Origin of the sequence: Actinoplanes sp. NPDC051851, from assembly GCF_040681165.1 — a bacterium.
In the GTDB taxonomy this organism is placed as follows: Bacteria; Actinomycetota; Actinomycetes; order Mycobacteriales; family Micromonosporaceae; genus Actinoplanes.
The window spans coordinates 20,637-35,760 of record NZ_JBFAYF010000055.1 but is presented as its reverse complement, the minus strand read 5'-3'; the positions used below and the strand labels follow the sequence as shown (position 1 = coordinate 35,760).

The 15,124-nt window shown below is 70.8% G+C and carries 15 protein-coding genes; 8 read left to right on the top strand and 7 right to left on the bottom strand.

The features are described from left to right. Positions 1–26 precede the first annotated feature (26 nt). Both AB0M08_RS36865 and AB0M08_RS36860 read right to left on the bottom strand, forming a co-directional pair. The gene (locus AB0M08_RS36865; protein ID WP_364504018.1) at positions 27–1,577 is read right to left on the bottom strand and encodes an MDR family MFS transporter; all 1,551 of its coding nucleotides are present in this window, start codon (positions 1,575–1,577) and stop codon (positions 27–29) included. After that, positions 1,574–2,182, bottom strand: coding sequence for a TetR family transcriptional regulator (locus tag AB0M08_RS36860; RefSeq protein ID WP_364504015.1), 609 nt, complete (start codon positions 2,180–2,182; stop codon positions 1,574–1,576). The genes AB0M08_RS36865 and AB0M08_RS36860 overlap by 4 nt, the downstream gene beginning before the upstream one ends. A gap of 175 nt (positions 2,183–2,357) precedes the next feature. Between AB0M08_RS36860 and AB0M08_RS36855 the strand changes: the two genes are divergently transcribed. The 3 genes from AB0M08_RS36855 to AB0M08_RS36845 are packed head-to-tail and all read left to right on the top strand — an operon-like array spanning position 2,358 to position 5,133. Continuing rightward, a complete protein-coding gene (locus AB0M08_RS36855) occupies positions 2,358–3,107 on the top strand; it encodes a hypothetical protein (protein WP_364504013.1) in 750 nt (249 codons plus the stop codon). Next, positions 3,104–4,213, top strand: a complete 1,110-nt coding sequence (locus AB0M08_RS36850; protein ID WP_364504010.1) for a fumarylacetoacetate hydrolase family protein — start codon at positions 3,104–3,106, stop codon at positions 4,211–4,213. Before AB0M08_RS36855 ends, AB0M08_RS36850 begins: the two co-directional genes overlap by 4 nt. A gap of 14 nt (positions 4,214–4,227) precedes the next feature. Then, positions 4,228–5,133: a hypothetical protein gene (locus AB0M08_RS36845; protein ID WP_364504007.1), complete on the top strand. Its 906-nt coding sequence runs from the start codon at positions 4,228–4,230 to the stop codon at positions 5,131–5,133. Here the strand turns inward: AB0M08_RS36845 and AB0M08_RS36840 are convergent. Further along, entirely contained in the window at positions 5,111–5,725 is a 615-nt protein-coding gene (locus AB0M08_RS36840) for a hypothetical protein (RefSeq protein ID WP_364504004.1), read from the bottom strand. The two genes, AB0M08_RS36845 and AB0M08_RS36840, sit on opposite strands and share 23 nt — an antisense overlap. A 136-nt stretch (positions 5,726–5,861) precedes the next feature. Here AB0M08_RS36840 and AB0M08_RS36835 point away from each other — a divergent pair, with 136 nt between their 5' ends. Both AB0M08_RS36835 and AB0M08_RS36830 read left to right on the top strand, forming a co-directional pair. Next, entirely contained in the window at positions 5,862–6,950 is a 1,089-nt protein-coding gene (locus AB0M08_RS36835; protein WP_364504001.1) for a zinc-binding dehydrogenase, read from the top strand. Positions 6,951–7,073: 123 nt separating this feature from the next. Continuing rightward, complete coding sequence (locus tag AB0M08_RS36830) at positions 7,074–7,385, top strand: hypothetical protein (protein WP_364503998.1); 312 nt, start codon at positions 7,074–7,076, stop codon at positions 7,383–7,385. A gap of 137 nt (positions 7,386–7,522) precedes the next feature. On the opposite strand, the gene AB0M08_RS36825 is transcribed toward AB0M08_RS36830, so the two are convergent. The 4 genes from AB0M08_RS36825 to AB0M08_RS36810 are packed head-to-tail and all read right to left on the bottom strand — an operon-like array spanning position 7,523 to position 11,974. Beyond that, positions 7,523–8,722, bottom strand: coding sequence for an ROK family transcriptional regulator (locus AB0M08_RS36825; RefSeq protein WP_364503995.1), 1,200 nt, complete (start codon positions 8,720–8,722; stop codon positions 7,523–7,525). Continuing rightward, entirely contained in the window at positions 8,719–9,546 is an 828-nt protein-coding gene (locus tag AB0M08_RS36820) for a PmoA family protein (RefSeq protein ID WP_364503992.1), read from the bottom strand. The genes AB0M08_RS36825 and AB0M08_RS36820 overlap by 4 nt, the downstream gene beginning before the upstream one ends. Then, positions 9,543–11,171 carry a glycoside hydrolase 43 family protein gene (locus AB0M08_RS36815; RefSeq protein ID WP_364503988.1) on the bottom strand — a complete coding sequence of 543 codons (1,629 nt, stop codon included), beginning with the start codon at positions 11,169–11,171 and terminating at the stop codon, positions 9,543–9,545. Before AB0M08_RS36815 ends, AB0M08_RS36820 begins: the two co-directional genes overlap by 4 nt. Next, positions 11,168–11,974 (bottom strand): DUF6807 family protein, encoded by an 807-nt coding sequence (locus AB0M08_RS36810; protein ID WP_364503985.1) that lies wholly within the window; start codon positions 11,972–11,974, stop codon positions 11,168–11,170. The genes AB0M08_RS36815 and AB0M08_RS36810 overlap by 4 nt, the downstream gene beginning before the upstream one ends. Before the next feature lie 140 nt (positions 11,975–12,114). Between AB0M08_RS36810 and AB0M08_RS36805 the strand changes: the two genes are divergently transcribed. The 3 genes from AB0M08_RS36805 to AB0M08_RS36795 are packed head-to-tail and all read left to right on the top strand — an operon-like array spanning position 12,115 to position 15,120. After that, positions 12,115–13,428 (top strand): extracellular solute-binding protein, encoded by a 1,314-nt coding sequence (locus tag AB0M08_RS36805; protein WP_364503982.1) that lies wholly within the window; start codon positions 12,115–12,117, stop codon positions 13,426–13,428. Further along, positions 13,425–14,306: a sugar ABC transporter permease gene (locus AB0M08_RS36800; protein ID WP_364503979.1), complete on the top strand. Its 882-nt coding sequence runs from the start codon at positions 13,425–13,427 to the stop codon at positions 14,304–14,306. The genes AB0M08_RS36805 and AB0M08_RS36800 overlap by 4 nt, the downstream gene beginning before the upstream one ends. Then, a complete protein-coding gene (locus AB0M08_RS36795; protein WP_364503976.1) occupies positions 14,296–15,120 on the top strand; it encodes a carbohydrate ABC transporter permease in 825 nt (274 codons plus the stop codon). The genes AB0M08_RS36800 and AB0M08_RS36795 overlap by 11 nt, the downstream gene beginning before the upstream one ends. Positions 15,121–15,124: the final 4 nt, after the last annotated feature.

Sequence of the window (15,124 nt, the reverse complement as noted above, 5' to 3'; positions counted from 1 at the left end):
CCGGCGGGTCACGATGCGGGTGAGGGTCAGTGGACCGGGATGGGGGTCTCCTCGGCGGAGGAGCCGGCGGTGTTGGTGGCGGCGAGCTCCTTCTCCGGGAGGAAGAGGGCCAGGATCAGGCCGCCGGCGAAGAGCGGCAGCAGGTAGAGGAAGACCGGGGTCAGGGCGTGCTGGTACGCCTGGATGATCGCGTCCTGGACCTGGCTGGGCAGGCCGTGCACGATCGCCGGGGTGAGCGAGTCGGTGTCGCCGACGGTGGCCGAGGCGGACGCGTCGAGGCGGCTGGCGAGCTGGTCGGTGAGGCGGTGGGTGAAGATCGCGCCGACCGCCGCGGTGCCGAGGGTGGCGCCGATCTCGCGGAAGAAGTTGTTCGCCGAGGTGGCGGTGCCGACGTCGGAGGAGGGGAAGTCGTTCTGCACGGCCAGCACCAGGGTCTGGAACATCAGGCCCATGCCGGCGCCGAGGATCGCGACGTAGACGCAGACCAGGGCGATCGCGCTCTCCACGTCGAGGGTGGAGAGCAGGGCCGCGGAGACGCCGACCAGGACCGTACCGATGATCGGGAAGATCTTGTAGCGGCCGGTGCGGCTCATCAGGTTGCCGGACGGGATCGCGGTGGACATGATGCCGACCACCATCGGGATCAGCAGTAGGCCGGACTCGGTGGCGCTGACGCCGTAGACCATCTGCAGGTACGTCGGGAGGTAGCCGACCACGGCGAACATGCCGACGCCGATCACCACCATGCCGATCAGGGTGGCCATGTTGAAGATCCTGCTGCGGAACAGGCGGAGCGGGATCAGCGGCTCCTTGACCTTCGCCTGCACCACGAAGAAGAGCACCCAGGCGAGCACCCCGGCGGCCGCGGTGATCAGCAGCGTCGCGGAGGTCCAGGCGTATTCCGTGCCGCCCCAGTCGGCGACCAGCACGGTGCAGGTGACCGCGATCGCCATCAGCGCGAAGCCGAGGTAGTCGAAGCTGACCTGGGCGGCCTTGCGGGGCAGGCGCAGCACGACGGCGCAGACCGCGAGCGCGGCGAGACCGGTGGGCAGGTTGATCCAGAACGCCCAGCGCCAGCCGATGCTGTCGGTGAACCAGCCGCCGAGCAGCGGTCCGGCGACCGCGGAGAGGCCGAAGACGGCGCCGATCGGGGCCATGTACTTGGCGCGCTGCCGCGGCGGGACCAGGTCCGCGATGATCGCCTGCGAGATGATCATCAGACCGCCGCCGCCCAGGCCCTGGATGCCGCGGCCGATGATCAGCATCGCCATGTCCTGGGCCAGACCGGCCACCGTCGAGCCGATCAGGAAGATCGAGATGCCGGCCAGGAAGAGGGTCTTGCGGCCGATCAGGTCGCCGAGGCGGCCGTAGACCGGCATCGAGATGGTGGCGGCCAGGATGTACGCCGTGGTCACCCAGGCCATGTGCTGCACGCCGTTGAGCTCGCCGACGATGGTGGGCAGCGCGGTGCTGACGATCGTCTGGTCCAGCGACGACAGCAGCATGGTGAGCATCAGGCCGGCGAATATCAGCCCGAAGTGCGGGGGTGTCTCTCGTTCGTGGGCGGTGGAAGTCAAGGGGTGTCTCCAGGGGCGAGAAGGTCGTGCAGGAGCGCGACGGTGCGCTCTACCTGTGGTTGGGGGTCGACGGCGTCGCCGAGCGACCAGCGGTGCAGGCCGACCCGCATCGGGGCGATCGCGACGCAGGCCAGCAGGGCGGGCAGTTCGGTGCCGGGCGGCACCCCGAGCCGCCGGGCGGCGGCGTCGGCGACCTCGTGCTCGAACCGGTCGAACGAGGAGAGCAGCGCGGCGAGGACGCTGGTGTGCGCCTCGGCCAGGGCGAAGACCGCGCGCAGGTCGTCCCGGTCGGGGAGGTTCGCGGTCATCTCGCTCAGCAGCAGGGCGCCGAGGTCGCGCAGCACCCGGACCGGTTCGCTGGACTCGACGGCGAGGAAGGCGGCGAGGGCCTCGGCCGGCAGGATGCGCGGCCCGGCGACGATCGCCGCCTCCTTGCTGGCGAAGTAGTTGAAGAAGGTCCGCCGGGAGATGCCCGCCTCGGCACTGATCATGTCGACCGTGAGGTGGTCGAAGCCGTGCTCGGTGGCGAGACGCAGCGCCGCGGCGTGGATCTCACGCTCGGTCTGGCGGCGCCGGCGCTCCCGGAGGTCCTCGGATGCTGGCATGCCCCCATCATTGCACGGCGTGCAATCATTGCGCGGGGTGCAGCTGTGTGCCGGAGGTGTGATGTTGGGCAATCTGTCCAGCGCCCGTCGGCTTTCGGCGCCGCCGGGAGGACAGAAGTACCAGGCCCGCGCGGCGGCGTTGCCCCGCCGTGTATCGGTCCGATGACATGGGGTCATGGGGATTTTTGAAGGGCTCTTCGACGACGCAGCGCTCTTTCCGCCCGGGAATCTGCCGCTGGCCGAGGCGATTCCTGCGCATCGGGCACATCGACAATCGTGGTATTCCGCCCTGGTCGGGCCATTCGTCTGCCCGGCCGATCGGGCCGGTGCGGTGCCGTTGCCGGTCTCGCTGATTCTGCGGGACGGGCCGGAATCGCTGCCGCAGGTGCAACGGCAGGCACGGGAACTGCGCGCGGTGGAGATGCCGGTGCCCGGCGGGATGAATCCGACCGACGCGGCACGGGCACTCGAGAAGCACCTGCCGGACAATGTGCCGGGTTATTTAGAATTGCCGTGGGACGATCTCGACGCGCTGGCCGGCACCCGGATCCGGGCGAAGTTCCGGACCGGTCCGGCGCCCTCCGACACCGCTCTGGCCGGCGCGATCCGGGACGCGGTGGACCGGGATCTGGCCTTCAAATGCACGGCCGGACTCCACCACGCGATCCGCGCCGGACAGCAGCACGGTTTCCTCAACATCCTGCTCGCCACCGACGCCGCGCTGCAGGGCGCGAACCGTGCCGACCTCGCCGCTCTGCTCGCCGAACGCTCCGCCGAGCAGGTCGTCCACCTGGTCGATCAGGTGACCGCCGCCGGGCGATGGGATGCGGCCCGCGCGGTTTTCACCTCCTTCGGAACGTGCAGCATCGTCGAGCCGATCGCCGATCTGGTGGCGCTCGGGCTCCTTGGTGGAGGTGCGCGATGACCCTCGCCTACGGTGTCTTCTCCCATTCCGGCGGGATGCCCCGCGTCGGCGCGCGGATCGACGGCGGCGTCGTCGATCTGGCCGCCGCCCTCGGCGATCCGGTGTTCGACGCGCCCTCGCTCAACGGATTCCTCGCGCAGGGCCGCGCGAAATGGCGGGAGGTGAACGACGCGGTCAACCGGCGTACCTGGGACACGATTCCGCTCGACCGGGTCCGGCCGCACCTGCCGTTCAGCGTCGGCGACTATGTCGACTTCTACGCCAGTGAGCACCACGCCTCGAACATCGGCCGCATTCTGCGCCCGGATTCACCGCCCCTGGCGGCGAATTGGAAGAGCCTCCCCATCGCTTATCACGGGCGTTCCGGCACGATCATTCTCTCCGGTACGCCGATCGCGCGCCCGCACGGACTGGGACGCGACGGCGCTTTCGGCCCGACCCGCCGGCTGGACATCGAGGCCGAGGTCGGCTTCGTCGTCGGGACCGGCTCGATGTGGGGCCATCCGGTCCGCCCGGACGACATCGAGGAGCACGTCTTCGGTGTCTGCCTGGTCAACGACTGGTCCGCCAGGGACATTCAGGCTTTCGAGTACGTCCCTCTCGGCCCGTTCCTCGGCAAGTCGTTCGCGACGTCGATCTCGCCGTGGATCGTCCCCCTCTCCGAACTGCGGCTCGCCAAGATCACGCCGCCGGCGCAGGACCCGCTGCCCGCCGGCTATCTGCGCAGCGAGGACGGCGGCTGGGGGCTGGACATCCGGCTGGAGATCGCGGTCAACGGCGAGGTGATCGCCCGCCCGCCGTTCTCCACGATGTACTGGACCCCCGCGCAGATGCTGGCCCACATGACGATCAACGGAGCCTCGGTGCGCACCGGCGACCTGTTCGCGTCCGGCACGGTGAGCGGCCCGGAGCCGGGCGAGCGCGGCTGCCTGATGGAGCTGAGCTGGAACGGCCAGGAGCCGATCAAACTGGCCGACGGCAGCACCCGCACCTTCCTGGAGGACGGCGACGAGGTCCGCATCTCCGCGGTCGCCCCGGGCCCGGCCGGCACCCTGATCGACCTCGGCGAGGTCACCGGCCGGATCCTGCCCCCGGTGGCGCTGTAGCGGAAGATGGGGGAGTGGCCGATGTTCATCACCTGGAGACCGTGGACGACCGGGGAGCGACCGCGCCGATCACGCTCCTGGTGAGTTCGGCCGGAGGCGCCTCCGCCGGCGATACCACGACGATCCTCGTCGTGCGTGGGGAAGCGGCGGCGGAGGCGTTCTCCGGTTTCGACCTGCTGGCCTGTCTGGTCGCCCTGCGGCGGCGTCTGGAGGAGCGTGACCTGCTCCTCTGCTGTCAGGGGGCCCGCCGCGACGTGTGGCCCTCGGGGCAGTTGGCCTCCTTCAGCGACGGCCGGCAGGGCTACCTGCGCGGCGTACCCCGGGAATCCGAGGGCTCGCCACCGGTGGTCGATCTCCTGGATCCCGCTCCACCGGGCCTCGTCGTGACGGTGGACGAGCAGTTGCGCCATCTCGCGGACCTCGACCGCGTCGCCGTTCGCCCTCCTCCGGCGACGTCGCGGCCCGGCGCGCTGCGCAGCGATGAACTCCGTGTGGAGGCCGGTGCGCGGGTGGACCTTCACGTGCCCGATACCGGCGCCTCCGACTGGTGGCGACTCGTGGATGACCTCCGCTGGCCCAAGGGCCTCCTGGTGGACGGCCGGCCGGCTCCGACCCGCCGGACGTTGGCGGAGATCCTGGCCTCCTCCGGTGCTGCCGGTGCCGAGCTCAAGCTCTTCCCCGGGCGCGGTGACTCGGTGGTGATGGTCGTCCGGGCGGATCGGATCGACCGCATCACCTTCGACCTCGACCTTCGCCGCCTGCCGGGTCGCGATCACCGGAGGATGCTGGCCGGTGTCGTCGTGACTCTCGGCCGGAGCCTCCGCAAGTGCGTACTGCTGACGCGGGACCCGGTGTTCGGCTACGACGTCGAGCGCGACGCGTTCCGGTCCGGTGTGGTCAACGCGCCGGTGGGGTGGTAGCGGTCAGCCAGGTCGGGAGCATCCCCGCGACCGCCGTGATCAGCAGGTGGCGGTCGCGGGGGCGGCTCTCGGTCAGCCAGGCCTCGACGATGCCGGTCTGGCCGTGCGCGATGAAGGCGCTGTACGCCGTGGCGCGCCACTGCGGGGAGCCGGCGCCGTCCGGGAGCAGTTCCGGCGCGCGCTCCAGCAGGGCCCGGGCGGACGCGGCGAAGTGGTCGGTGAGCAGGCGGTGCAGGACCGCGCTGCGGTGGCCGACCAGGCCGGTCGTGTAGACGCCGTCGAAACGTTCCAGGTGTGCGGCGAGTTCGCCGGTCGAGCGTTCCCAGATCTGGTCGGCGGGCAGGTGCTCGTCGAGGACGCTGGTGAGCCAGTTGGCGCGCAGGCGGTCCAGGTCGGCGTAGAGGACCTGCTCCAGGACCTCGGCGGGGCTGGCCGCGTGCTTGTAGAACGTGGTCCGGTTGATCTTCGCGGTGCGGACCAGGTCGGCGACCGCGATCTGCTCGACCGGGAGCTCCGAGGCGAGCCGCAACACGGCCTCCCGCAGCGCGTCGCGGGTGCGGCGCGCGCGTACGTCAAGAGCTTCCGCAGCCACGCGGGAAGCGTACACCATCGCTCTGAGCTGGGCTAACCGACACGTGTCTCTTTTCTTTTCGTCATCTCGGTGCAACACTCGACGTCAGGTCGGCCGGCCCTTCATCAACTTTTTCGCGTTGGAAAGAAGCACGCTCATGAAGGCATCCGTAACCAAGGGGCTCGGGCAGGGTTTCGTCGTCGAGGAGGTGGACCTCGCCGCCCCGGTCGGGCACGAGGTACGCGTCGAGGTCAAAGCGTCCGGGCTCTGCCACTCCGACCTGAGCGTCGCCACCTTCATCGGCGGTGAGTTCCCGGTCGTGCTGGGTCACGAGGTGGCCGGCGTGGTGACCGAGATCGGCCCGCAGGTGACCCAGGTCAAGGTCGGCGACCACGTCGTCGGCAGCCTGATCCAGTACTGCGGCGCCTGCGTGAACTGTCTGAGCGGCCGGACGTACATCTGCTCGAACCCCGAGGCCACGCTGCGCGGTGCCGACGGGGGTTCGCGGATCTCCTGGAACGGCGCGCCGGTCGCGCAGGGCATGGGCCTCGGCGGCTTCGCGCAGGAGACGCTGGTCCACGAGAACCAGCTCGCGGTGGTCCCGTCCGAGATGCCGTGGGCACCCGCCGCGCTGATCGGCTGCGGCGTGCTCACCGGCGCGGGTGCGGTCCTGAACAGTGCGAACGTCCAGCAGGGCGAGACCGTCGTGGTGATCGGCGCGGGCGGCGTCGGGATGAACGCGGTCAGCGGTGCGCGCCTGGCCGGCGCCGGCCAGATCATCGTGACCGATATCGAGGACGCCAAGCTGGACCGGGCGAAGGCGTTCGGCGCGACCCACGTGGTCAACTCGCGCGGCACCGACCCGGTCGAGGCGGTCCGGGAGATCACCGGCGGCGGGGCGGACCACGTCTTCGACTTCGTCGGTGCCCGTCCGGTCACCGCGCAGGGCTTCCAGATGCTCGGCCGCGGCGGCGGGCTGTACCTGATCGGCGTCGGCGCGATGGACGCCGGGGTCGAGGTGAGCGCCCTGGTCGCGCTGAGCAGCTCGCAGAAGGTCCAGGGCGTCTACATGGGCTCGTCGAACCTCAAGCGCGACATCCCGTACTACGCCTCGATGTACCTGCAGGGCCGGATGAACCTGGACGACCTGGTCTCCCGGGAGATCGCGCTCGGCGAGATCGACGCCGGATACGAGTCCCTGAAGGACGGCAAGACCGCCCGCGTCGTCATCACCGACCTCTCCTGAGCCGTCACCGGGCGAGAGCCTTCTCCAGCTCTGCCCGGTTCATCGAGGAGCGCCCCGGGATGTCGCGCCGCCGGGCCTCGCTGTAAACGAGCTTGAACGATCGGGTGGCGAGGAGGACGCGTCGTGGCAGATGGGGACTGGGAGCCGGACGAGGAGGACCGGAAGTGGTTGCCTGACTTCGACGTTCGTGCCGCGGTCGGTGCGCTCTCCCCGGGGCCGGTGGCGCTCGACGACATCGTGTGGGCGGGGGCGCTTCCGGATCTCGGTGCCCTCGCCGAGATCCGGGACGCCATCCGGGGACTTCGGGCCGAGGATCTCGGTGCGGCGCAGAGATCGTACGTCCGATTGCGGTGGCTGGTCTGTGGCGACGGTGAGACCAGCGTCTTCGGGGCCGGTGTGGTCTCGTCGCTCGGACCTGCGAGACGTGATCGGTGAGTTGGCTACGTCGGGTCTCCAGGAACTGCTGAGGAAGCTTCCCTGGATCTGGTGGTTCACCTTCAGCGACAGGCAGCTCGCCGCATGGTGGAGCGACCTGTCAGCGGGATGAGGTCAGGCGGCCACGCGGTATCGGGTCAGGCGCGGGCCAGCCAGCGGTTGGGGTCGCGGCGGATGGTATCGACGGCGCTCAGGGCGGCGCCGATCACCGCGGCGTCCGGGCCCAGCGGGGCCGGGCGGACCTCGATCGGGGACCAGGCGGCGGTCAGCACCCGGGCGGAGAGTTCGCGGGAGACGCCCTCGGTCAGCCAGGAGGCGAGCAGGGAGTAGCTGCCGCCGAGCAGGACCGTGTCGGTGCCGACCAGGTTGACCAGGTTCGCCAGGGCGACGCCGAGGGCGGTGGCGGCCTGATCCAGAGCGGTCAGTACGGCGGGGTCGCCGTCCGATGCCAGGGAATCGAGAGTCACCGCCGGGGCCACGCTGGCCGATGACGTGGCGGCGAGGAGGGAGCGGAGGCCGGCCAGGCCCTGGAGGCAGCCCGTCGAGCCGCACGGGCACGGCGGGCCGGCGCGGTCCACCGTGACGTGGCCCAGGTGTCCGGGGATGCCGGGGAGCGGGACGCCGTCGCGGACGATGCCGGTGCCGATGTCGAATTCGCCGCTGACGCAGACGAAGTTCCGCAGGTCGGGGGAGCCGGCGTAGAGCTCGGCCAGGGCGGCGAGCCGGGCGTCGTTCTCGACGGTGACCGGTATTTTATCCACATTCTTCGAGAAAAATCCGGAGATGTCGACGCTGCGCCAGCCCAGGACCGGAGCGAACTGCGCCACCCCGCCACGGACCGGGCCCGGGACGGCGACCGTGGCGCCCACGACGGTCAGGTTCTCCGCCGCGGCGGCGGCCACGGCCTCCGACGCCATGGTGGCCAGGCCGTCGAGGACCGAGGGCGGGTCGAAACAGGGGAGTGGGCGGAACACCAGGCGGCGAACGGTTCCGGTCAGGTCGACCACGCAGGCGGAGAGCGAGTCGGCGCGGAGGTCCAGGCCCAGACCCGCGGGACCGGTGCGGGCGAGGTTCAGGCCGACCCGGGGGCGTCCGCTGCTGCCCGATCGGGCCGGGCCGGCCTCCACGATCAGGCCGGCGGCGAGCAGTTCGTCCACGATCCGCGAGATCGTGGGGCGGGTCAGGCCGGTGGCGACGGCCAGCTCGCTGCGGGAGATCGGTGCGTGCCGGGCGCCGACGATCTGGCGGAACGTCAGGATCAGGTTGTGCGCGCGCAGGCTGTCCTGCCGGATCGGGGTGTCGATGCTCGGCGCGACCCGATAGGCGGGCCGCGTCATGGGGCGATCACGGCCACGTGGGCGGCGATCGCGCCGGGTGCCAGGTCGCCGTCGGCGATCACCGTGACCACCTCGCGGCGGAGGCTCTCTCCCGGGGGGAGGATCAGCGGCGTGTCCCAGGAGAGCGAGGAGCCCACGCCGAGGTAGTCCCGGGTACGCACGAACCAGCGGTCACCCCGGGTCGCCGGTGTCGCGGCCACGAAGAGCAACGTCCAGCCGTCCCCGCCCACGCTCAGCCACGGCGCGTGGCCACCGTGCGCGTCCGGGGCGACGTCACGGCGGCCGCCCGGCCCGGACGGCGCGCGCCAGAAGAAGCCGCCGAAGCCCGCGCCGGTCCGGCCGTGCACCGCCGGACTGCGGATCGCCAGCTCGCGGCCGGTCGCGTTGGTCAGCGTGAACCCGAAACCGAGCGCCCACGCGTCCTCCCCGAGGAGCCGGGCGGTCAGGTCGCGGCGCTCGGTCAGCAGGGTCTCGCCGGACGCGCTGGTCCAGTGCAGCGTGTGGCTCAGCTCCTCGTCGGTGCGGCGGAGCCAGCGCTGGTGATGCTGCGTCCCCTGATTGTCCAGCCACGCCGGGCCGTGACCCGGCAGGAAGGTGCGGCCGCCCCAGAAGTTCGCGCCGTCCACTTCGGCCACCGCGACACTCACGCCCAGGTGGTGCCGGTGCGAGGCGGGCATCAGCTCGGTCACCGGGGTTCCGGCGAGCGTGCGCACCGGGTGCAGGTACGGCCGTGGGGCGAGGGCGGCGGGCAGGTCGGGGCGCCAGGCGTACTCGGCGACGGGACGGCCGGCGAGACGCAGGACTGCCGTGGCGTCACCGGTCACGGCTGCCAGGATAGTGGCCCGGGCGCCACCACGGTGACCGCCCCGAAGTCGGCGGATCCGGTGCCGTCCCCGGTCGCGACGAGGCCGACGGTGGCGCCGATCCAGCCGCCCGGGGTCGCGGTGAACGGGCGGCCGATCGCGCGCCATCCCGTCCCGGTGTCGGCCGCGAACCTGGCCACCGCGTCCTCGCCGACGGTCACCGCGAGCCGCACGGTGGTGGCGTCCCCGATCGGCGCGCTCACCGTGGTCTCCGGCTTGCCGTCGGCCTCCGCCACGATCAGGACCAGACACTGGCCGCCGGGCCGTTGTTCCAGGCCGATCTCCGCGTACGCGTGACCGCACACCACCAGTCCCGCCCTCGCCCCGTCGGGAGCCCGCAGCCGGACACTGGTCTCCACCCGTGACCGGGGCCCGCTGAGTCGCTGCCCGAGCAGGTGGGGCACCGCCCGCAGATCCTCGTCACCCGGCACACACGCCAGCCGCAGCCCGTTCGCAGCGGGGAGAAGCCACCCCTGCGCCGGATTCCCCGCCCACGTCCACTGCGGCCCGGGACGGCCGTCCGCGAAGTCGTCGCTGCTCGCGGGCGTGCGGGGAGGGATCGCGGGCGTGCGGGGAGGGATCGCGGGCGTGCGGGAAGGGATCGCGGGCGTGCTGTTAGGGGCGGTTGGCGTGCGGGGAGGGGCGGTGGGCGTGCGGGGAGGGGCGGTGGGTGCCGGGGCGGCGGGCGGGGCCGCCGGTTTCCGGTGAGTGGGCACCGGAGTCCCGCCGTCACCGATCACCGGCCAGCCGTCGGCGTTCCAGCGCAGCGGCTGCAGGTGGACCACCCGGCCGAAGGCGCCCCGGTCCTGGAAGTGCACGAACCAGTCGTCGACCCACGCGCCCTGGTGCGGGCCGTTGACCGGGGTCTCGCCCTGGGACAGCACGATCCGGGGCTCGTAGGGGCCGAAGACGTGGCGGGAGCGCATCGCGTACTGCCAGCCGTGCGCCACCCCGCCGCCCGGGGCGAAGAGCCAGTACCAGCCGTCGCGGCGATACCACTTCGGGCCCTCCAGGGTCCGGCAGCCGCGGATCGCGTCGCCGTCGACCAGGAGCACCGCGTTGCCGGGCGGGGCGTCGAAACCCGGGCCGAACTCGTACGCGAAGAGCTTGTTGTTGAAGCCGCAGCGGCTGCGGGCCCAGGCGTGCACCAGGTAGGCGCGGCCGTCGGCGTCCCAGAGCGGGCACGGGTCGATCAGCCCACGACCGGGAAGGATCAGGCGCGGCGGGCTCCACGGACCGGCCGGGTGATCGGCCGTGATCACGTAGATGCCGAAGTCCGGGTCGGGGTAGAAGATCCAGAACCGGCCGTCGTGGAAGCGCAGCGCGGGGGCCCAGACGCCGCAGCCGGGGCGCGGGACCGCGTAGTGCTCCTCGGGGACGAGCCTGCTCAGCGCGTGCCCGACGATCCGCCAGCCGACCAGGTCACGCGAGTGCAGGATCGGCAGGCCGGGCACCCGGTGGAAGCTGGACGCGGTCATCCAGTAGTCGTCGCCGACCCGGATCACGTCCGGATCCGACCAGTCGGCGAAGAGCACCGGGTTCCGATAACGCCCATCGCCGGTGTCCGGGGTCCACGGCGCGCTCACGAGGCGGCCGCCGCGATCGCGTGGGCGGTCGTCTCCGGGGTCGGCGGACCGTCGGCGACGATCACGCTCACCCGGCGGGTGAAGACCTCGCCGGGCGGGATGACCAGCGGCCGGTCCCAGGCGATGGCCGCGCAGACCCCGGCGTAGTCGGCGGCGCGGACGAACCACGGATCACCGTCCCCGCCGGTGTGGAAGACGAGGGTCCACGTGGTGGTGCCGAGCGCCACCCAGGGGTCGCGGCTTCCGTGCGCGGCCCCGATGGTCCGGATGTGCTCAGCGGACGGAGCGCGCCAGAAGAATCCCCCGTATCCGGCTCCGGCCCGGCCGCGGACCGCGGGGCTGTGGATGGTCAGCGGGACGGAGTCCGCGCTGCTCAGGGTGTAGTCGACGCGCAGCATCCAGGATGAGCCGGTGACCGGTGTCGCGGTGAGCGTGCGCTCCTCGCGGGCCAGGACGTGACCGTTGCGGCCGAGCCAGTGCAGCTCCTGGACCAGGCGGTTCCCGGAGCGGTGCAACCAGCGGGAATGGCGCTGGCTGCCGTGGTCGTCGAGCTGGACCGGGCCGTGATCGCGCAGGTAGGTGCGCCCGCCCCAGAAGTTGGCGTCGTTGAGCACCGGCACGGCGATGCTCGCGCCGAGGTGGTGCCGGTGGTCGTCGGGCATGAAGGCGGTGACCGTGGTCCCGCCGAGCGTGGTGACCGGGTGCAGGTAGGGACGGGGCGAGAGGGTGGCCGGCAGGTCGGGCTCCCAGACGTAGCGGGCCACCACCCGGCCGGCACAGATCAGTTCGTGTGCCTGCGGCATGGGCGGCAAGCTATCGCCGCGAAGGCAGTTACGTCAATCTCTGAAACAAACTACCGGGGAGCCGTTGACATGGACGTCATTCGATAGATAAAACACTGAAACAAACGCGGACGCCGGATGGAAGGACTCCCGTGAGACCCGTGGACCATGACGCCGGCCTCGGTCGCCGTCGCCTGCTGCAACTCGCCGGGCTCGCCGGCGCCGCGACCGTCCTGCCCGCCTGCGGCCGCGGCTTCGGCGGCGGGGAAGACGACGACGGCCGGATCACGCTCAGCGTCGCCTGGTGGGGTGACGCGCAGCGCGCCCAGCTGACACAGCAGGCCTTCGATCTCTTCGAAAAGGCGAATTCCGGGGTACGCGTCACGACCGAGTACCAGGACAGCAGCCCGTACAAGGACAAACTCGCCGCCCGCTTCGCCGCCGGTGACCCGCCGGACCTGATGGCGATGCGGTTCGACAGTCTCCGCGAGTACGCCGACCGCGGCACCCTGCTCGACCTCGCCCCGCACGCCGACGCCCTCGACCTGACCGCGCTGACCCCGGCGAGCGCCGCGCTCGGGCAGGTCGGGCAGCAGACGTTCGGGGTCCCGTCCGGGCTGAACACGATCGGCTTCGTCGTCGACAAGACGCTGACCGATCAGTACGGGGTGACCATCCCGGACGGCGACACGTGGAGCTGGGACGAGTACGGGGCGTTCGCCCAGGCGATCACCACGGCCAGCGGCGGCAAGGTGTACGGCTCCAACTTCGAGCCGTGGACCGTGGCGAACCTGCTGGTCTTCGCCCGCCAGCGCGGCGAGGACTTCTTCACCACCGACGGGCGGCTCGGCGCGACCGCGGCGACGGTCACCTCCTGGTTCCAGCTGACGCGGGACCTGCGTACCCGGAAAGCCTTTCCGCCCGCCGGATTCATCGACCAGAACAACGGCGCCTCGGCCGCGCAGTCCTACCTGGCCAAGAAGTCGATCGCCTCGCAGATCATCCCGACCAACAACCTGATCAGCTACAACGCGGCGTGCGGCGGCGACCTGCAACTGCTGCGCATCCCCGGCGAGACGCAGGGCGAGCGGCGCGGCGCCTCGGTGGACACCCCGGCGCTCTGGTCGATCGCGGCCACCTCGAAGCACCCGAAGGAGGCCCTCGCGCTGCTGAACTTCGTGATCAACGACCAGGCGGCGGCGAAACTGGCCGGTGCGACCCGGGGCGTACCGGCGAACAAGACCGTCGCGGCGGCAATCCAGCCGTCGCTGGAACCGGACAACCAGCGGTCCAGCGAGTTCCTGACCGCGCTCCAGGGCGAGAAGATCCCGGCGTCGTACCCGTACCCGGTCGGCGCCAGCAAACTCACCGACATCCTCAAGACGATCAGCACCGAGGTGGAGTTCGGCCGCAGCACCCCGGCCGAGGCGGGTACACGGTTCATCACCGAGGCCCGCAAAGCGGTGGACGCGTGACGGCGGTGGCCCGCCGGGGAGATCGTGCCGGCTATCTCTTCCTGCTGCCGTGGTTCGGCGGGATGGCCTTCACGATCGTGCCGTTCTTCGCGTCGCTCTACCTCGCCTTCACCGACTACGACCTGCTCACCCCGCCGCGCTGGGCCGGGCTCGGCAACTTCCGGACCATGCTCGGCGACGCGAAGCTGCACCAGTCGCTGCAGGTCACCGTGGTCTACACGGTGGTGTCGGTGCCGCTCTCGCTGGCCGTCGCGCTCGGCGTCGCGATGGTCCTCGACAAGGGCGTCCGCGGGCTGGCGATCTACCGCAGCGTCTACTACCTGCCGTCGCTGCTCGGCGGCAGCGTGGCGATCGTGATGCTCTGGCGCTACCTCTTCGGCTACCAGGGCACCGTCAACGACCTCCTCGCGATGATCGGCATCCAGGGGCCGGCCTGGACCGCGGATCCCCGCTTCGCGCTGAGCACGCTGATCCTGCTGCACGTCTGGACGTTCGGCGCGCCCATGGTGATCTTCCTGGCCGGACTCCGGCAGATCCCGGCGATGTACTACGAGGCGGCCTCGATGGACGGCGCCTCGCGGTGGCGGCAGTTCCGCTCGATCACGCTGCCGCTGCTCAGCCCGATCGTCTTCTTCAACCTGATCCAGTCGCTGATCGCCTCGTTCCAGACCTTCACCCAGGCGTACGTGATCAGCAACGGCTCCGGCGGACCGGCCGGGGCGACCCTCTTCTACAACCTGTACCTGTACCAGAAGGGGTTCGCGGAGTTCGACATGGGCTACGCGTCCTCGATGGCCTGGCTGCTCCTGGTGATCATCGCAGGGTTCACCGCGATCAACTTCCTCGGCGCGCGGTTCTGGGTCTTCTATGACAACTAGACGCTTCCTGCGGTACGTCGTGCTCACCGGCGTCGGCGTGATCATGATGTACCCGCTGCTCTGGATGATCTCCAGCTCGCTGAAGCCCAGCGAGCGGGTCTTCACCGACGAGTCGCTCTGGCCCGCCGCCTGGGACCTGGGCAACTACGGGCGGGGCTGGACGGCGCTCCCCGAGCCGTTCCAGATCTACCTGGTCAACTCGCTGATCATCGTGAGCCTGAGCATCGTCGGCAACCTCGTCTCCTGCTCGCTCGCCGCGTACGCCTTCGCGCGTCTGCGGTTCCGCGGGCGCAAGCTCTTCTTCGCGCTGATGCTCGGCACCCTGATGCTGCCCGGCCACGTGCTGGTCGTGCCGCAGTACGTCCTCTTCGACCGGCTCGGCTGGCTGAACACGTACTACCCGCTGCTGGTGCCGCACTTCCTGGCCACCAACGGCTTCTACATCTTCCTGATGACCCAGTTCATGCGCTCGCTCCCCGACGAGCTCGACGACGCGGCCCGGATCGACGGGTGCGGGCCGTTCCGTACGTTCTGGAGCGTCGTCATGCCGCTCTGCCTGCCGGCCTTCGCCACCACGGCGATCTTCACGTTCATCTCGGTCTGGAACGAGTTCTTCGGGCCGTTGCTCTATCTCACCGATCCCGGGCTCTACACGGTCCCGCTGGCCCTCCGGCAGTTCATGGACTCCGAGGGACAGAGCCAGTGGGGCGAGATGTTCGCCATGTCCTTCGTCTCCCTCGCTCCGGTGATCGGCTTCTTCATCGCCGGTCAGAAGTACCTGGTGAAAGGCATCGCCACTACCGGTCTTCGTTAGTACG